The 19,177-nt window shown below is 47.9% G+C and carries 15 protein-coding genes and 3 tRNA genes; 14 read left to right on the top strand and 4 right to left on the bottom strand.

All coding sequences use genetic code 11. From position 1 onward, the window contains the following. Nucleotides 1-51: 51 nt before the first annotated feature. Entirely contained in the window at nt 52-1,569 is a 1,518-nt protein-coding gene (locus tag KTH90_RS15310; protein ID WP_158354099.1) for a xylulokinase, read from the bottom strand. 281 nt (nt 1,570-1,850) lie between these two features. On the opposite strand from KTH90_RS15310, the gene KTH90_RS15305 reads away from it, so the two are divergent. The 3 genes from KTH90_RS15305 to KTH90_RS15295 all read left to right on the top strand — a co-directional run bounded on the left by KTH90_RS15305 (nt 1,851) and on the right by KTH90_RS15295 (nt 4,500). Beyond that, nucleotides 1,851-2,600 carry a DeoR/GlpR family DNA-binding transcription regulator gene (locus KTH90_RS15305; protein WP_158354098.1) on the top strand — a complete coding sequence of 250 codons (750 nt, stop codon included), beginning with the start codon at nt 1,851-1,853 and terminating at the stop codon, nt 2,598-2,600. 69 nt (nt 2,601-2,669) lie between these two features. After that, on the top strand, nt 2,670-3,347 hold the full coding sequence (locus KTH90_RS15300) for a fructose-6-phosphate aldolase (RefSeq protein WP_158354097.1): 678 nt from the start codon (nt 2,670-2,672) through the stop codon (nt 3,345-3,347). 169 nt (nt 3,348-3,516) lie between these two features. Beyond that, complete coding sequence (locus KTH90_RS15295) at nt 3,517-4,500, top strand: SPL family radical SAM protein (RefSeq protein WP_408626292.1); 984 nt, start codon at nt 3,517-3,519, stop codon at nt 4,498-4,500. 78 nt (nt 4,501-4,578) lie between these two features. Here KTH90_RS15295 and KTH90_RS15290 read toward each other — a convergent pair whose 3' ends face one another. After that, complete coding sequence (locus tag KTH90_RS15290) at nt 4,579-6,162, bottom strand: putative polysaccharide biosynthesis protein (RefSeq protein ID WP_158354095.1); 1,584 nt, start codon at nt 6,160-6,162, stop codon at nt 4,579-4,581. Nucleotides 6,163-6,258: 96 nt separating this feature from the next. After that, nucleotides 6,259-6,342: transfer RNA gene (locus KTH90_RS15285), tRNA-Leu, on the bottom strand. A 254-nt stretch (nt 6,343-6,596) separates the two neighbouring features. On the opposite strand from KTH90_RS15285, the gene KTH90_RS15280 reads away from it, so the two are divergent. Beyond that, a tRNA-Leu gene (locus tag KTH90_RS15280) sits at nt 6,597-6,680 on the top strand. Nucleotides 6,681-6,780: 100 nt separating this feature from the next. Further along, complete coding sequence (locus tag KTH90_RS15275; protein WP_158354094.1) at nt 6,781-8,007, top strand: CapA family protein; 1,227 nt, start codon at nt 6,781-6,783, stop codon at nt 8,005-8,007. A gap of 129 nt (nt 8,008-8,136) precedes the next feature. Here the strand turns inward: KTH90_RS15275 and KTH90_RS15270 are convergent, their stop codons facing one another. Then, nucleotides 8,137-9,771, bottom strand: coding sequence for an ABC-F family ATP-binding cassette domain-containing protein (locus KTH90_RS15270; RefSeq protein WP_158354093.1), 1,635 nt, complete (start codon nt 9,769-9,771; stop codon nt 8,137-8,139). Between the two features lie 333 nt (nt 9,772-10,104). Here KTH90_RS15270 and KTH90_RS15265 point away from each other — a divergent pair. From KTH90_RS15265 to KTH90_RS15225, 9 genes are all read left to right on the top strand, one after another. After that, nucleotides 10,105-10,188 (top strand) — tRNA-Leu (locus tag KTH90_RS15265). A 146-nt stretch (nt 10,189-10,334) separates the two neighbouring features. Next, a complete protein-coding gene (locus KTH90_RS15260; RefSeq protein ID WP_330656036.1) occupies nt 10,335-11,408 on the top strand; it encodes a LacI family DNA-binding transcriptional regulator in 1,074 nt (357 codons plus the stop codon). Between the two features lie 146 nt (nt 11,409-11,554). Then, nucleotides 11,555-12,646 carry a LacI family DNA-binding transcriptional regulator gene (locus tag KTH90_RS15255; RefSeq protein ID WP_330656038.1) on the top strand — a complete coding sequence of 364 codons (1,092 nt, stop codon included), beginning with the start codon at nt 11,555-11,557 and terminating at the stop codon, nt 12,644-12,646. A gap of 163 nt (nt 12,647-12,809) precedes the next feature. Then, a complete protein-coding gene (locus tag KTH90_RS15250) occupies nt 12,810-13,169 on the top strand; it encodes a sensory rhodopsin transducer (RefSeq protein ID WP_158354090.1) in 360 nt (119 codons plus the stop codon). Nucleotides 13,170-13,288: 119 nt separating this feature from the next. Further along, complete coding sequence (locus KTH90_RS15245) at nt 13,289-14,311, top strand: sugar ABC transporter substrate-binding protein (RefSeq protein ID WP_238727015.1); 1,023 nt, start codon at nt 13,289-13,291, stop codon at nt 14,309-14,311. A gap of 125 nt (nt 14,312-14,436) precedes the next feature. Beyond that, entirely contained in the window at nt 14,437-15,936 is a 1,500-nt protein-coding gene (locus KTH90_RS15240) for a sugar ABC transporter ATP-binding protein (protein WP_158354088.1), read from the top strand. Between the two features lie 2 nt (nt 15,937-15,938). Beyond that, nucleotides 15,939-16,898 (top strand): ABC transporter permease, encoded by a 960-nt coding sequence (locus KTH90_RS15235; RefSeq protein ID WP_238727014.1) that lies wholly within the window; start codon nt 15,939-15,941, stop codon nt 16,896-16,898. Then, nucleotides 16,899-17,849, top strand: a complete 951-nt coding sequence (locus KTH90_RS15230) for an ABC transporter permease (protein WP_158354086.1) — start codon at nt 16,899-16,901, stop codon at nt 17,847-17,849. Between the two features lie 70 nt (nt 17,850-17,919). Further along, a complete protein-coding gene (locus tag KTH90_RS15225) occupies nt 17,920-19,089 on the top strand; it encodes a M24 family metallopeptidase (RefSeq protein WP_238727013.1) in 1,170 nt (389 codons plus the stop codon). The last annotated feature ends 88 nt before the right edge of the window (nt 19,090-19,177 follow it).

The following is a 19,177-nucleotide window of genomic DNA, read 5'->3' as shown; positions in this document are numbered from 1 at the left end:
TTCCCGGCAGCAACCAGCGTCACAGCCTCTTCACTCCCGGCCCCCCTTTCATTAAATCCCCCCCAATCCTCTAAAAAGGCCCTCAAGGGCATAATACCCCTGATCAAATAGAGGTTTCAGCTGGTTATAGACCTCCACATGTTCCGGGATGGGATGGAAGGTATCTTTGGTGTGCAGAAACCGCGACACCTCTGAGAAGTCTGGATAGAGGCCGATTCCTACGCCTGCGATCATAGCGGCTGAGATCGAGGTGGCTTCTTCCACGTGGTCCGGGCGGGTTAGAGAGACATCCAGCACGTCGGAGAGGATGCGGGCGATGATGTCTCCTTTGGCGCCTCCGCCTGTGAGGATCAGGTGATCTACCGGCATGGAGCGTCGGTAGGCAGCCAGAATTAACTCCAGGTTCATGGCGATACCTTCTACAGCGGCCCGGACGTAGTCCGCTTTTGTGTGGTGCATTTTGATCCCGATGTAGCTGCCGGCGGTATTGGGATTCCAGCGGGGACTTCGCTCACCTAACAGATAGGGGAGAAAGAGCAGATTTTTTGCACCTGCCGGGGAGGAGGCGATGAGGTCGTTCAGATAGTCATAAGGATTCTGTCCTGCTTCCTCGGCCGCCTGGGTTTCAACGGCGCACAGGGACTTGCGGATATAGGAATAGACACTTCCGGCCGACTGGGTGGTTCCGCAGGGCATGTACTGTCCGGGAATAACGTGGGCGAAACAGAAGAGAGTTTGATCCGGGTCTACGAACATCTCAGGGGTGGTTCCGCCGATCCAGGCGGACGTGCCGAAGGTCAGGAACATCTGGTTCGGTTGGATACAGCCGGCACCCAATGCGGAACAGGGCCCGTCTCCACCACCGCATACGACCAGCGTATCTGATGTCAGATCAAGGGACCGGGCGGCATCCGGGGTAAGCGGACCGGCGATATCAATGGATTGCTTTAATTCCGGCAGCTTGTCTCTGGAGATTCCGGCGGCGTTCAGTATTTCATCAGACCAGTCCAGAGCCTTTAGATCCAGTACGTTAGTTCCGGAGGCATCGGAATAATCGGTGACGAATCGGCCGGTGAGCCGGTAGATGATATAATCCTTAGCCTGGAGCATTTTGTAGGTCTTTTTATATAGTTCCGGTTCATGGGTTTTTATCCACATGAGTTTTTCTATGCTGTAGGAGGCGCTGACCCGGTGGCCGGTCAGCTGATACATCCGGTCGGAACCGACCTGCTGTCTTAAGAGTTCCGCCTCCATCCCGGCCCTTTGATCAGCCCAGATGATCGCTGGTCTTAACGGAACCCCATTTTGATCTACGATCAGACAGCATTGCATCTGTGCGGAAAAGGAAATAGCCAGAACCTGTCCCGGATCTGTATCCCGCAGTATCTCCCTGGTAGACACACATATGGCCTCCCACCAATCTTCCGGATTTTGCTCCGCGTAGTTGGATTGGAAGAAATGGACATTGTAAGGATGGGTATAACTGCGGATCAATGCTCCATCTGTGGAGAACAGTGAAGCTTTATTCCCGGATGTTCCCAGGTCATGGGCGATCAGATATTGTTTCAAGAGTAATCCTCCTTATCTTTCAGTGATTTTTTTCGCTAATGTCATTACAGTGATATATTTGCTTGATGTATGAGATTTTGAACTGATATCTTTGATAAAATAAGCTTGATCGCTGCGCTATAATCACTGAATCAGTTGTAGCGATTTAATAAATTTATTGTATCAACAAAGTGAGCAAATGTAAAGTATGTAAAATAATAACTTACGTACGAAAGTTATTATTGACATATATGTAATTGAATAATATAATGTAAGAAGAAAATAAGAAGGGGTAATGCCAAATGGAAGAACGCCATATCAGAATCATTGAACTGGTCAGCATCCATAAGAAAATTGAAGTTTCCAGGCTGGCGGAGCTTTTACACACGTCTCAGGTTACCGTGCGCAAGGATCTGGATATCCTTTCGGATAAAGGGATACTGAAACGGGAGCGTGGATATGCGATGCTCAATGATGAGGACGATATCAACTATCGGATGGCCTTTCATTATGAGATTAAGCGGAAGATCGCTTTAAGCGCCGCGAAGCTTGTACAGGACGGGGAGACTGTAATGATCGAATCCGGATCGGCCTGTATGCTGCTGGCGGAATTACTGGCTTACGAAAAAAGAGGGGTTACGATCATTACGAATTCGGCCTATCTGGCTTCTTATGTAAAAGACGCGCCAGGAGTTAAGGTCACGCTTCTGGGAGGGGATTATCAGCACAGGGCCCAGGCGATGGTCGGTCCGCTGACGAAGATGTGCGCACAGCAGTTCTGTGTCGATAAGATTTTCGTGGGAACCGATGGGTTTTCGGAGACGAACGGTTTCACCGGTGATAATCTGGTGCGGGCGGATACGGTACGCGCGATGGCTGAGTCGGCGCACAGGACGATAGTGCTGGCAGACGCGGAGAAATTTACCCGGGCGGGGACCGTATCATTTTTAAAGCCGTCGGAGGTCTCAGTGGTCATTACGGATACCGGTATACCGGGAGAGGTCAGAGAATACCTGTCCGGTGCCGGTGTACAAGTGCTGACGGTGGAATAAAGAGTTTATAGCGAACGGCAGTAATATAAATTTTAAAATAGAAATGCAAAAAAGAAAGGATGGAACAGCATGGAATACTTATTTGACACAGCGAACATCGGGGCGATCAGAAAATATGGGGAATTTATCCCGATAACGGGAGTTACCTCTAATCCCAGTATTGTTAAAAAAGAGGGGAAAATTGACTTCTTTTCCCATATGCGTGAGATACGCTCTATCATCGGTTTGGATAAAACTTTACATATCCAGGTAACCGCCCAGGACTATGAAGGAATGATGAAAGATGCTGAGGCTATCCTGAAAAATGTGGACGATCAGGTTTATATCAAGGTGCCGGTTACCCTGGAAGGTCTGAAGGTGATCCGGGCGCTGCACGGCAGAGGCGTAAATACTACGGCGACCGCTATTTATACAAAGATGCAGGGCTTCCTGGCTATGGAGGCCGGCGCCGACTATATCGCACCCTATTATAACCGTATGGAAAATATGGGTATCGATGCCAGGGATGTGGTAGGCTCTTTCGCTAAAATGATCCGGGACTATGGATATTCCACTAAGATTCTGGCCGCCAGCTTTAAGAATATGGGACAGGTTAACGAAGCGTTTATGGCAGGCGCCCAGACAGCCACTATGGGGATTGATATTATCGAGGGAGCTTTCAGCATGCCGTCGATCCAGCAGGCGGTGGATGATTTCACGGAGGATTGGAAGTCTATATTTGGTGATCAGCTGATTATGGATTTATAAGGAAATTAGATTAGAGAGCGCAAGCGGTCCAGCCGTTTGCGCTCTTTTTTTAAGCCGAGGTCATAGTACTATTTCAGTTTCAGACTGAATCAGAATGCCGGGTATGAGATTAGATGCAGCCTCACATACTAAGCAAAAGAAGAAAGAAGGCGATCAATTGTTCCCGGAGATGATTTATTATGAAAAAGCGGCACTTGAATATAAGCTGGGAGAGGAACTGCGCAGGAAATATCCCGATACGGAGTGGATACCCATTGACAACCACAATAATATCGAAGAAATGCGTAAGAGGCCCAATAAAGATTTTGGAAAGATGAAGCAGTATCTGATCGTTGGAATCAGAAAGACGCATCGATATGTGGAGAATCACAAGGTTTCCGATTATCTGGTGCCCTATACTTCCTCCGGTTGTACCGCCATGTGCCTGTACTGTTATCTGGTCTGCAATTATAATAAGTGCTCGTATCTGAGATTATTTGTTAACAGAGAGCAGATGTTAGAGCGGCTGATACGGCACGCGCAGCGGGCGGATAAAGAGATGGTCTATGAGATCGGCAGCAACAGCGATCTGATATTGGAAAATACAATAACGGGAAATTTAGAGTGGACGATCCGGGAATTTGTTAAGAATCCCAGCGGCATTCTGACCTTTCCCACAAAGTTTGATATGGTAGAGCCGCTCCTGGCACTGGATCATAAGCGCCGTGTGATTATCCGCATGAGCCTGAATCCACAGGAAATCATCCGGACGGTGGAATTCGGGACCTCACCGTTAAATGCCCGTATCCGTGCGTTAAATGCGGTGTGTGACGCCGGTTACCGGGTAGGGATTCTGATTGCCCCGGTTATCATGGTGGAGGGATGGAAGGAGCTGTATGAACAGCTGATCCGGCAGATGGCGGAGCAATTGACGGACCGGGTAAAAAAAGAAGCAGTGATCGAAATTATTTTTATGACCTATAGCTTTGTGCAGAACGCGATTAATACGGAGGCCTTTCCCAATGCGGTAAATCTCTATGAAAAAGAACAGATGACCGGACGGGGCAGAGGAAAATACTGTTATCGGAAAGAACTGCGGGAGGATGGAGAAAATTACCTGCGCAGCCTGATCGGGCGGTATTTGAAGGGGATGAAGATTCTATATATCGTCTGAGGACAAAAGAAAGGATTGTTTGACGCTTTTGGATTCCGGACAGTTGGTGAATACATCTGCAAAAGCGAAGGAATGCAGTTAAGAGATGCGGTTACTGCCGAGATCTGCGGTATTTAACAGATGCAGCTTTATAATCATCAGGAAATAGAAGAGGGCAGCCGCAGCGATAGAAAGAAACAGGCAGATGGTGTTGCTGTGTATCAGGCGGGCGCTTCCGGCATAAACCACGTAGGCAATTCCACCCATCACGATGGAAATCAGGACAGGTTTTAAAAAAGTATTGCCGATCTCCTGGCGGTAATCCAGAAAATTGCGTACCGAGATTCCGTTAAATATACACATAAACAGGGAATAGACGATAGTGGCTGCTACGAGCGCATACAGTCCCGCATCGGTGAAAAACAACAGCAATATAAGAACCATGGTCTGAATTACAAGAGAAATACTGGCATTGCGCACCGGCAGATTTACTTTACCCACGGCCTGCAGCACTGCATTGGTCAGTGTAGACAGAGAATATAGTACTACGGTGACCCCAAGACAGCGCAGAAGGCTGGCCGCGAGATCCAACGAGGCTTTCTGAGGGAACAAAAGCTGCACGATCGGACGTGCAAGCACCGTCATCCCCACGGCAGCGGGAATAGCGATCAGCATGGTGATGCGGATCGCGTTGCTGATTTTTGCGTTAGTCTGCTCCGAATCCCCCAGGGCATAGGTCCCGGAAATGGAGGGTATCATGGCAGACGACATAGCGGTTGCGATGGCGATCGGAATATTGGTGATTACAATTGCTTTGCCGGAAAAGATACCATAGGATGTCGCGATCTGAGCGTCTGTCAGGGCTGTTGTACGTTCCAGGATTTTGCTGTAGACTGTTTGATTTAATGAGGTACTGAAATTATAAATAAAAGTACTTAGGATAACGGGGGTAACCATGAGCAGGATAATTTTGCTGATTTCCCGGTAGGATTCAGTCTTATGGCTGGTATCACGTTCGATTCTGCGGACGATCGTACGGCGGTTGAACATATACACGGCAAAGACGAATATCAGAGCGGTTAAGACGCCTGCACCGGTACCCAGCGCGCTTCCAGATGCACCCCGGATCGCTTTCTGCGTCATGTCCGCGCCGGTAAAGCTTTGAATCAGCAGATAGGCGGCCAGGATACTGATCACTGCATTCAGGATCTGTTCCAGTATCTGGGACACGGAAGTCTGGACCATGGACCCGTGTGCCTGGAAATATCCCCGTAGAACGCCCAGCAGCCCCGACAGGAAGATGGTAGGCGCAAAAATACGCAATACGGGAACCGCATTGCTTCCAACCAGAAAATCTGCGCAGAAAAAGGCAAACAGACTGCCGACGATTCCAGCGATCACTACATAAAGAATGGAACAGCGAAAAATCCTGTGAGCATTCCGATATTCCTTCAGTGCCAGGCGCTGGGATATGATTTTCGAAATCGCAGAAGGTATACTATAAGAAGAAACCAGTAATATGATTGTATAGATGTTATAAGCGGAGCTGTAGTAACCGTTTCCCTCATCCCCGATAATATTTGTCAGCGGACTGCGGTAAAGGATCCCGATAATCCGGCAGAGGATTCCGGCCACAGCTAGAATTCCGGCTTGTTTAATAAATCTGTTATCTGTACTTTTCATTATTTTCATTCCTGACATTCAACCGATCAAGATTGATTTTTCATATGTAGTATCACAAAGAAAAAAGCCGATTATACAGAATCGGCTTTCTATTCATGCGGGAAAAGGGACTTGAACCCTCACGACCTTGCGATCACCAGATCCTTAGTCTGGCCCGTCTGCCAATTCCGGCATTCCCGCAGTTCTGTGACAAAGCAATTATGTGATTGCCACAAGTGATATTTTAACAAATGGATCTGTATTAGTCAAGAAGAAAATTGAGAAAGTTTGTCAGATCAGTTTGTCATAAAAATTGAGAAAGCTTGTCAAAAAATAAATCGGTTATAAATTCCATTTAATTGCAGAATTTGTCGGACTTAGGAAATATTTTGGATAAATTTATAAAAAGCCATTGACATTTTGCGCTAGAAACGATAAAATATGTTTCGTGAGTTGCGGGAATGCCGGAATTGGCAGACGGGCATGATTCAGGTTCATGTGTACGAATGTACGTGAGGGTTCAAGTCCCTTTTCCCGCACTGAGTAGCCTGTAGATCTGTTATGGATTTACAGGTTTTTTTGTTTATTTAATTTTTGACAATTTTGTTTATTTCATTTTGACAATAAGAGGAATTCATAATGAAGATCGTGAAAAGCACTGGTAATATATTGATTGGGTTATGCCTGATACTGGCTGTTGTGATTGTCCTGAAAGCAGATGCCGGACAGCCGGATTTTTCGGTTGGAATGCAGGATGATCGGAACAATACGGAACAGACGGATAAGAATCCGAATAATACAAAGCAGAACAAGGCAGCGGATGGAGAGCCGTCGGACAGAGATAACGCAGCCGATGCGGACACTAGTCCTGCGCAGATAACAGATCCGAAGGATCAGACAGATCAAAATACGGGGGGCGGCGTAAATAAATCGAAAGAGCTTTTGCTGGCCTTTGGCGGAGACGTGCTGTTAAGCGATGGTCTGAACGCCGTATATGACAAAGGCGGAATCGCTTCGGTATATGACTCCCGGGTTCTGGAGAAGCTGCTGGCAGCAGATATCCTGATGATTAATCAGGAGTTTCCATTCAGCACCAGAGGCACGGCTATGGAGGATAAACAGTACACCTTCCGGGCAGATCCCAGATATGTGCAGATATTAAAAGACATGGGGGTGGATATCGTTACCTTAGCGAATAATCATACCCTGGATTTTGGCTCGGATGCACTTCTGGACACGTTAAGTACCCTGGAAGAAGCAGGTCTGCCTTATGTGGGCGCCGGGGAGAATCTGGAACGGGCCGCCCGGATGATCAGTATCGAGAAAGGCGGCAGGAAGATCGGTTTCTTAGGCGCGAGCCGCGTGATTCCTGTGACCGGCTGGTACGCGGGAAAAGACCGTCCGGGTCTGTTCGCGACCTATGATCCGGCGCAGATGCTGGAACAGATAGCACAGGCGAAGGAAACCTGTGATTATGTGGTGGCATATGTCCACTGGGGAGTGGAGTACGCAGATACCCCGGAAGAGTATCAAAGACAGATGGCGCAAAAATACATAGACGCAGGGGCGGATCTGGTGGTGGGAAGCCATCCCCATGTCCTCCAGGGAATTGAATTTTATAAAGGAAAGCCGATTCTGTACAGTCTGGGTAATTTTCTCTTTGGCCAGTGGGCGGGGGAAACGGTGATGGCGGAGATTACCATCCGCGCGGATGGTGCCGTGGGATTAAAGCTGGTCCCTTTGACGATGAAGAATAATCAGACCTTTCTGATCGAAGAGCCAAAGCGGTTGTTTGAAGAGCTGCAGAGAATTTCATTTGGGGTATCGATCCGTGAGGATGGAGTAGTGTCATCGAATGCGGAATAACCAGATCAGGAGTGAATTGCTTCCTGTATGACAGTAAAACGGCAGGAATAAAAAAAGGCACAGTATACAGAAATTTACCATATACCAGCGGTAAAGAATGTATACTGTGTCTTTTGCTTTATTTTTGGATTAGTTATCCTCGGGCTGGTCTTCCATTGTATAGACCGTCCGTTTCCGGGCCATTTCATCACTTTCCAGGTATTCATCATAGGTCGTGATCTTGTCGATCAGATGGCCGTTCACGATCTCCATAATCCGGTTAGCTGTTGTCTGCACGAACTGATGGTCATGGGAGGCGAACAGCACGACCCCCGGGAATTTGATCAGCCCGTTGTTCAGCGCGGTTATGGATTCCATATCCAGATGATTGGTAGGCTCATCCAGGATCAGAACGTTGGAGCCGGAGATCATCATCTTCGAGAGCAGACAGCGGACCTTCTCCCCTCCGGAGAGCACCTTCACTTTTTTGACACCATCCTCGCCGGCAAAGAGCATCCGGCCCAGGAAACCGCGGACATAAGTGGCGTCTTTGATCTCGCTGTACTGGGTCAGCCAGTCCACAATGATGTCCTCACAGTCAAATTCTTTGGTACTGTCCTTGGGAAAATAGGCCTGGGAGGTGGTTACACCCCATTTGTAGGTACCCTCGTCGGGTTCCATCTCTCCGGCCAGAATCTTGAACAGGGTAGTTTTCGCCAGCTCATCACCGCCCACAAATGCGATTTTATCCTCATGGCCCACGATGAAGGAGAGATTATCCAGCACCTTAACGCCGTCAATGGTCTTACTTAGATTCTCCACTGTCAGCACTTCATTGCCGATATCACGGTTCGGGCGGAAATCGATATAGGGATATTTCCGGCTGGAAGGTTTGATGTCATCCAGCTGTATTTTTTCCAGCGCGCGCTTTCTGGAAGTGGCCTGCTTGGATTTGGAAGCATTGGCAGAGAAACGGGAGATGAATTCCTGAAGCTCCTTAATCTTTTCTTCCTTCTTCCGGTTCGCTTCCTTCATCTGACGGATCAGCAATTGGCTGGATTCATACCAGAAGTCATAGTTGCCGGCATAGAGCTGGATCTTGGCGTAATCGATATCCGCGATGTGCGTACAGACCTTATTCAGGAAATAACGGTCATGGGAAACAACGATGACGGTATTCTCGAAATTAATCAGGAATTCCTCCAGCCAGGAGATCGCATCCAGATCCAGATGGTTGGTAGGCTCATCCAGCAGCAGAATGTCGGGATTGCCGAACAGTGCCTGGGCTAACAGGACCTTGACCTTCTGGCTTCCGTTTAAATCTTTCATAATGGCGTAATGCAGATCCGTCTCGATACCCAGGCCATTTAACAAGGTGGCGGCGTCGGACTCGGCTTCCCAGCCGTTCATGGTGGCAAACTCACCTTCCAGCTCGCTGGCTTTCAGGCCGTCTTCTTCTGTAAAATCTTCTTTGGCGTAGATGGCGTCCTTTTCTTTCATAATCTCATACAGACGGGCATTTCCCATGATGACGGTATCCAATACCGAGTATTCATCGTATTTGAAATGATCCTGCTGTAAAAAGGAAAGACGTTCCCCGGGAGTGATGATGACATCACCTTTGGTCGGCTCCAGCTGGCCGGACAGAATTTTGAGGAAGGTAGACTTACCGGCTCCGTTGGCGCCGATCAAACCATAACAGTTACCCTCCGTGAATTTGATGTTGACATCTTCGAATAAGGCTTTTTTGCCGATCCGAAGCGTCACATTACTTGTACTGATCATTTGAAAACCTCATTTTTTCTTTCTGAAATACTTTTTCTTTCTATGATTATGTGTTAAATTCATTTCTATTTTACAGGAATCCTATGAATTTGCAAGCCTTTTTATCAGGTTTGTGTATTTGGCAGAGCGACTGAGGTGTTTTGAAAGGGTAAATTCCATACGTTCTGCCATCACCTTCCTGGCGGTGCCGGGATTCCTTTTCACAGATCACATTTTGGAACATGATACATTTTCATTAATGAATAATAAAATATAGAAATCTGAAAAAAACAAAAAAATAAAATCCGGCATTGACATTTGGAGAAATTCACGATAGAATATGATTCGTGAGTTGCGGGAATGCCGGAATTGGCAGACGGGCATGATTCAGGTTCATGTGTACGAATGTACGTGAGGGTTCAAGTCCCTTTTCCCGCATGATTAGTTGAGCGTTGCGAATAAGCAGCGCTTTTTTTCATTCATAGGAAGTGCTCCTATGAACCCTTTTTCATTTCACAGACAATCGTAATAATGCAAAAACCTTATGATGGATAATTATAGATGGATAATTATGGAAATTTCCCGTGAATTATATTAAAGTATATAGCAAGGGGGTTAGCCAGATGAAATCTAGTACATTAAAAGAAATAGCAGAAAAACTGAATGTGTCCGTTTCCACGGTTTCCAGAGCTGTGAATCAAAAAGAATATGTCAAAGAGGAGACAAGGGAACGTGTACTCAGGGCGTTGGAAGAATATAACTATGTGCCGAACGAGGTCGCGCGGTCTCTGAAAATGAAATCGACAAAAACCATCGGAATCGTGGTCCCGGATATCTGCGAGACATTGTTTGGTATGATTATCAAGGGAATCGATCAGGTGGTATCTCCGCAGGGATATTCGATTATCGTATCCGATACCAATGAAAATAAGAAAAATGAGGAAAAGTATCTGAATCTGCTATACCAGAAGAGGGTGGATGCTCTTGTGCTTGCGACAGTTGATCTGAAAGGAACGAAAGCTTATGAGTATATAAAAAGTGGAATTCCGGTTATCTTTATCGATAATATACCGGCCCTTGACATACCGGTGGAATCTGTGACTATAGATAATGCCAAAGCCAGTCAAATGGCGGTAGAATACCTGATCGGGAATGGACATCAGAAGATTGCAGTGATTGGCGGATCTGTCGATGAGACGACAGGGTATGAGCGGATCAGCGGATACCGGGACACATTAAGAAAACATGGGATTGAGGTGGATGAGCAGTTGATCCGTTACGGGATGTACAAAGAGGACGACGGGTTCCGGTGTATGCAGGAATTTCTCAATAACCGGGGCCAGTCTGCGTTTTCAGCGGTCTATGTGACATCGGAAATGATGACTTTCGGTGCGATGAAAGCGATCCGACAATATGGGCTTCGCATCCCTGATGATATTTCCATTGTCGGATTCGATGTCCATGACAAAGCGGGGCTGGTCTATCCAAGTATTACGACAGTCCGTGAGCCGGAGGTGTTGATCGGAACAAAGGTGGGAGAACTTCTGCTGGCAAGGCTTAAGAAAGAGCGGAAGGATATGTGCCAATTGGAAGAGGATAACAAAGTTTTGCTGGATCCGGACTTGGAGATCGGACAGAGCGTCAGATGCATCCTGTAGATATACCAATCCCCCCATTTTATTGAAGGCTTCACAAGTAAAACAATTTTATTAATAAGAAATATGTACAGAATTTTTGTGCAAAATTTGTGGAAAAGGCCAAAATAATAGTATGGTTATTGACAAATTTATGAGAGGGTGATAGGATAATTGCAAACGATTGCAGAAATTTCATAGAAGAGATTCATAAAGGGAAACATATGACAAGAACAAGTACATTAAAGGAAATTGCTCAGAAGTTAAATGTATCCGTTTCCACGGTTTCCAGAGCGGTGAATAATAAGGAATACGTGAAGGAAGAGACGAGGGAGAGGGTATTGAAAGCACTGGAGGAATATAACTATGTGCCGAATGAGGTGGCGCGGTCCCTTAAGAAGCAGTCGACCAGAACGATCGGTGTGGTAGTGCCTGATATCTGTGAGACACTTTTCGGGACCATCATCAAGGGAATTGATCAGGTGGTGTCCCCGCATGGGTATTCGATTATTGTGGCGGATACGAATGAAAGCAGGAAGAATGAGCAAAAGTATCTGGAATTGCTCTACCAGAAACGGATCGATGCCCTTGTTCTGGCAACCGTGGATCTAAATGGCCGGAAAGTGCTGCAATATTTGAACAGCAAAATTCCGGTAGTATTCATCGATAATATCCCAAAACTCAAGGTGCCAATTGAATCGGTTACCATTGACAACGCCAAGGCCAGTGAGGTCGCGGTGGAGTATCTGGTTCGCCACGGCCATCACAGAATAGCGGCCATCGTGGGGTCCATTCAAGAGACGACAGGTTATGAACGGGTTGCAGGATATAAGCGGGCTCTGATAAGTCATGGGATCACAGTGGATGATAATCTGATCCGCTATGGGAATTATAAAGAAAACGAAGGGTATCTTTGTATGCGGGAGCTTTTGGACAACCGCTACCAGACATCCTTTACCAGTGTATATATTATGTCGGAAATGATGACGTTCGGCGCGATTAAAGCTATCAGGCAGTATGGGTTGAGGATTCCGGAAGATCTGTCTGTGGTCGGTTTTGATGTGCACGACAAAGCGGGTCTGGTTCATCCCAGTATCACAAGCATAAGGCAGCCAGAAGCCATGATCGGCACAAGAACCGGGGAACTTTTGCTGGAACGGCTGGCACATATGGAATCGGGTCAAACCTGTGAGAGGGAAAATGAGAGGTTTTTGGTGGAACCCTATTTAGAAATAGGGCAGAGTGTATGGGATGTAATTTAAATGGCAAAGTTTTAAACTATATTTTTTTCGTCTTTATTGCAAACGTTATCAGCTGGACTTTATTTATAACGATTGGAAAAGAGGTGAGTGAGGACAGAAGAAACAGATAAAGTTCAGATTATTAGATTTGTAATTATTAAAATAGCCAAAAGGAGGAAAAGAAATGGAATTGGGAAAGAAAACCTGGGTATTTGCAGACGGGGATCTCCCGCCCCAGGGAGAAGTGGAGCCCTTGGGGCATGAGGCTCTGATGATTGTAAATAACACAGAGAAGGATGCCGAGATAACCTTGGATCTTTTATTTGAGGATCAGGATCCGAAAGAAGGGATCAAAATCAAGGTGAAGGCCAGAAGGGTACATTGTTTCCGGATGGATTATCCCATTGGTGAGGAGCAGTATTTGATTCCGAAAGGGCAATTCGCGGTAATCTTAAACAGCAATGTTCCGGTGGTGGCTGTTTACGGGCGGCTGGACAGGCGAAAAGACATGGCATATTATCCGGTAACGGGTTTCAGTGTCTGATCTGAATATTTATTATTTGCCCAAATTGCAAACGTTGTCAGACAACGTTTGCGGAAATAAGTTACATTTAGGCAGAGAGAGCGATGGTAAATTTTAAGAGTAGAAAGGAAGGAATAAGTATGAAAAAGTTGTTAGGTTTGGTGTTGAGTTTGGTGTTGGCGGTATCCCTGTGTATGACAGGATGTTCCGGAGGAGGAGAGACCGGACAGACAGGCGGTGGGACGGATGCCCAGAAGACTGACGAAGGAAGCGCTCAAGCACAGGATACACAAAAAGATACAGAACAGCTGAATATCTTTTTCGCAACCGCTTTTATGACGGTGCCTTACGCTGCTCCCATGAATACGGCTATGGAGGAGTATGCAAAAGAAAATAACATCAACCTCCAAATGGTAGACGGGGAGGGGGATTCCCAGAAACAGCTGGATCAGATTAAAAACGCGGTAACCCAGGGCGTGGATGGCATTATCTACTGGCCTGCTGATGCAGCTTCGACCATTCCGGTAGTTAATTATCTGGCAGAGTGCGGCGTACCCTATGTAGTTCTGAATTCGAAGGTAGACGCCTCGGTCCAGGATAAGGTTCCCGCCTATGTGGGCCTGGATTATGAGATGGCCGGAGGGATCAGCGGTGACCTGGCATTGGATTATCTGAAAGACGGAGGCAACGTGGTGGTCGTCGAGGGTGTAATGGGCACAGAGGCCCAAATCGGATACCTGAAAGGATTTGAAGACAAAATTGCTCAAAATGACAAGATAAAGGTTCTTGCGAAGCAGTCCGCAGAGTGGGATACAGCCAAGGCAATGAAAATTATGGAAGACTATATCACCACTTTTGGAGAGGAAATCGATCTGGTATACAGCGAGGACGACGGTATGTACCAGGGGATCGCGGCGGCTCTTTCCGATGCCGGCTTAAGCGACAAGATTAAATGTGTCTGCAACGGGCAGCTGCAGTTCGTGCTGGATCAGATCCAATCGGGTGTACTGCTGGGAGCCAGCTCTCAGGATCCTTCCGTGGAGGGAAGAACGGGTATCGAAGTGATGCATAAGGTGATTATGGGCGAGGAGGTCCCAGAATGGACTAAGATCGACTGCCGGCTGATTACACCGGACAATGTGAATGAATTCAACGGCTGGTAATAAGGTGTAGTTGACAGGCAGGTAGCGGTGCCGGCCCCATCGGCCGGCACCCTGCCCTGATATACGGAAAAGGGGGAAACCCTACCTAAGCGAAAGCCGCAGTAAATGCAGCACTGGAGGTAACTATGGAGAGCTATGCACTGGAAATGATAGATATAGTAAAGAATTTCCCGGGCGTCAAGGCGTTGGACAACGTGACTCTGAAAGTGAAAAAAGGAGAGGTCCATGCGATTATCGGTGAAAACGGCGCGGGGAAATCAACGCTCATGAAAGTCCTAAATGGTGTATATCAGGCGGATTCAGGGAGCATTCGGTTAGAAGGACAGGAGGTAAAGATCGGCAATATCAATACAGCCAAAAGCCTGGGAATCAGTTTTGTATTTCAGGAAATCAATCTGGTCCCCACACTGTCCGTGGTGGAGAACTTCTATCTGGGAGCGCTTCTGAAGAATAAGCTGAACATGATCGACTGGCATACCATGACCCGGAATGTAAAAGAGGCACTGGAAAAGATTAATTTTACCCTGGATCCGAAACGCCGGGTCCTGGAGCTTACGGTAGCCGAGAAACAGATGATCGAGATTGCCAGAGCGGTCTCAGGAAATGCGAAAATAATCGTGATGGATGAGCCGACTTCATCCCTGTCTGAAAATGAGGTGGAGAAATTATTTACCATTATCCATCAGCTTCGGAAACAGGGCATCACGATCATCTATATATCCCATAAACTGGATGAAATCTTTAATATCTGTGATGAGGCGACCGTGATTCGGGACGGCAGGACCATCGATACCCGCCGGGTGAAAGATTACACGGAAGATATCATGATCGAACAGATGGTAGGACGCAGCGTGACCATGGAATTCCCGCACAGGACATCGAAGCCTGGGGAGGTTATATTTTCAGCGACGGATATATGCAGGAAAAATAAAATTTACCATGTGGATCTGGAACTGCGAAGAGGGGAGGTCCTGGGGCTCGCGGGCCTGGTGGGAGCTGGGCGTACCGAGCTGTGTGAGACCATCATCGGCGCGGAGAAGATGGAAGCCGGGGAGCTCCGGATCTTCGGTAAAAAAGTCAGAGTTTCCAATACCAGACAGGCAAAGCACAACTCGATCGGGATGGTGACGGAAGAGCGCAAGGAAACGGGCTTGGCCCTGGATTTTTCTGTGAAACAGAATATCGTGATCACCAACCTGCCAAAGGTCGCCCGGAAAGGAATCTGGCTGAATGCCGGAAAAGAAGAGGCAGCGGCCCGGGAATACATAGAGGAACTGAATATCAAGACTCCCGGGATGAACCAGAAGACCATGTTTCTCTCCGGAGGGAATCAGCAGAAGGTCGTGATCGCCAAATGGCTGTTTTCCGATGTGGATATTCTGATCCTGGACGAACCGACCAGAGGGATTGACGTGGGGGCAAAATTCGAGATCTACCAGCTCATCAACAGGCTGGCCGAACAGGGGAAGGCGATCCTGATGATCTCATCGGAGATGAACGAAATCATTGGGATGTCGGACCGGATCATTGTCATGCACAACGGACATAAAAAAGGGGAACTTGAGAAAGACATGATATCGGCGGAAAATGTAATGCGGCTTGCAGTGGATACGGAGGAGGAATGACAATGAACAAGAATAAAAATAAATGGCTGTCATTACTTTTTGACTATGGGCTGCTGTTCGTCCTGATTCTCATCATATTGATCGTGTCCCTGCTCTCCAAAGAATTCATGACAGTGGACAATATGACAAATATCCTAAGACAGTCCGCGGTCATCGGGATTATGGCGATCGGGGTCACGGTGGTCATCCTGGCAGGACACATTGATCTGTCTATCGGCTCCACGGTGTCACTGGCCGGAGTTATCGTCATGAGTTTTGTGAACAACTATTCCATGGACTGGACCGGTATGATCCTGGCGATTCTGGCCGGCGGGCTTGTGGGGCTGGTGAACGGACTGATTATCGCGGTGATCAATGGACGTACCTGCGACAGCTTTATCATCACCTTCGGCATGCAGACGGCGGTGGCCGCGGTGGCGCTTATCTATTCCGGGGGTAAATATATGTCGGGCACCGGCGGCGGGGTACACAGCCTGCTGGGAAAAGGATATCTGCCGATTTTCTTCTTCCTCTTTTTTGCGGTTGTCCTGTTCCTGGTCATGAGATATACACCGTTTGGCCGCACCGTTTATTTTATGGGCGCGAACACGAAGGCGGCTAAGATGTCCGGGGTCAATATCAAATTCTATACCACGATGCTGTTCGTGATCGCCGGGATAATGGCCAGTACGGCCTCCGTGATCTTAAGTTCCCGGGTAAATGCGGCATCCCCCACATCCGGAAAGGGATATGAGCTGGACGCGATCGCGGCGGTAGTGGTGGGGGGAACGTCACTGACCGGCGGGAAAGGCGGCATATTCAAGACGGTACTGGGTGTCGTTATTATCGGAGTGCTGGGAAACGCGTTAAACGTCATGAACGTTACCACCTATCCCCAGATGATCATCCGCGGGTTCATCATCATTATCGCGGTTGTTCTGGATGTTTCCGGCAACAAGCTGAAGAATAGCGGGGTGAATTAGATGACCAGAACAAAAGAAATCAGAGGTTTTTTTACCAAAAACATGGTAGTCATACTGCTTCTTTTGATGATGCTGTTTATGACTATCGTGAACCGTAACTTTTTGACACTGTCCAACCTGACGAATATTTTTATCGAGATGTCTACCTACGGCACGATTACCATGGCCATGACCATCGCGATTATATGCGGGGAATTTGATTTAAGCGCCGGTGCCACCTATGCACTGTGTTCGGTATTTTTCCTGAAAAATCTGGACACTATGGGAATCATTCCGGCCATTCTGGTGACTGTTCTCATTGGTGCGGCCGTGGGATTTGTGAACGGCTTTCTGGTAGCTAAACTGGACATCCCTGCCTTCGTCGCCACGCTTGGAAGTATGACTTATGTCCGGGGCATAGCCCTTTTTTATACCGACGGCCAGCCGGTCAGCAATGCCAACCAGGCGATCTACCAATGGGGAAATGGGAGCTTCCTTGGTATTCCCAATCTGGTGCTGACATTTTTACTCTTTGTGGTACTCACGGAATGCTTTTTAAAATTTACGAAATCCGGCAGAGAGATCTATGCGGTGGGTGGAAGCCGGAAGATCGCGGAGCTGGCCGGCATCAACGCGCAAAAGAGCAAACTGCTCATCTTTGTGATCCTGGGCATCGCGGCGGGGATCGCGGGAGTGATGATTTCCTGCCGGATGGCATCTGGAAGCGCCGCCCTGTTAGGCCTGAATACTTCAATGTCTGCGATCTCCGCGGTTGTGGTGGGCGGAACCTCGCTGTCCGGAGGCAGCGGCAGCGCGGTGCGGTCCTTGATCGGGCTGCTGGTGATCAGTGTCCTGTTTAACGCGCTGACACTTTTGGGGATCGGTGCCTATTATCAACAGCTGATCCGGGGGCTGGTTGTTATTATCATCGTGGCCATCGACGTCTACATGAGCCTTAATAAGAAGGATTAATGGAAGTGACAGGCCGATTTCCATATGGCCTTTCAAATAACACTTATCAAAAAGATTAGGAGGAAAAAGTATGTATTTTAACGCAGCAGAAACAGAAAACAGAATTGCAAAGGTGAAAGAGATTTTAAAGGAGAACGGACTGGATGCGGCATTCGTCTATTTTGACGAGCTGAATGTCGCCAACGGCTGGTATCTGACCGGCTGGTGTCCCCAGTTTGAAAAAGGGGCGGTATTAGTACCGGTAAACGGGGCTCCGATCCTTTTAGGCGGTCCTGAAAGCCAGCCGTTTGCGCTCATGTCCAGCGCGATCAAAAACACTTACTGTTTCCCGGTATTTATGGTGCCTGAGGAGGAATATCCCAACGCGACCATCATTGATTTCAAACAGCTGAACGAGGAACTCAAAGCTTCCGGCACGGTGATCAAAAAGCTGGGCCTGGTGGGAACAGAGGCTCTTCCGTATCAGGTATATGATCAGCTGGTGAAGGGATTTGCCGGAGTAGAGATCGTGGATTTCACCAAAGAGTATGAAGCGCTGCGGATCGTCAAATCAGCCTGGGAGCTCGAGTGCATGCAGCAGGCGGCTCATATGTCGGATCTGGCCTATGATGCCATGCGCGCAAAGATCATACCCGGAGCATACGAATATCAAATCGCCGCGGCCGGGGAAGCGGTCTGCCGGGACGCGGGGGCCAACAGCTTCGCCTACGGCACCATGGTAGGAAGCGGAGAACGCTCGAATGCGGTCGTTCCCACAGCCTCAGATAAACAGCTGGAGGCCGGCGAGATGGTACTGTTCGGAATCGCGCCCAGATACAAGGGGTATACGGCAACCTTTGGCGATACGCTTCCGGTATCCGGGGAATACACACAGATGCAAAGGGACGGCATGATGTGGTTAAGAGATGTTCTGCAGCTGACGAAATCCATGCTGCGTCCGGGTGTATCCGGTAAGGAGATTGACGAAAAGGGCCGGGCCTATTATGAGGACAAAGGTATCATGAAATACCTGGTGTGCCCGTTCGCCCATACGATCGGCCTGATGGAGGCGGAAGCCCCGTTTTTTGGCCCTAACAGCGAGGATATCCTGAAACCGGGCATGGCTGTGATGGTGGATGTGAGCTTTTTCGGCCATCCGCAGCTGAACGGAGCCAGAATCGAGACTGGCTATATCATTACGGAAAATGGCTGTGTGCCGTTCTCTAAGAAAATGGACGACTATTTTTCCAAAGATCTGTAGACAGTCCTTAAAAAAGGAACGGGTAACCTGTTTCCAAGGATCGGTTCGAAGTAAATCTGAACAAGAAAGAACGATTAACGTAATAAAC

It is taken from the genome of Diplocloster modestus (genome assembly GCF_019042245.1).
Classification (GTDB): domain Bacteria; phylum Bacillota; class Clostridia; order Lachnospirales; family Lachnospiraceae; genus Diplocloster; species Diplocloster modestus.
This window is presented reverse-complemented; position numbering and strand designations above follow the sequence as displayed.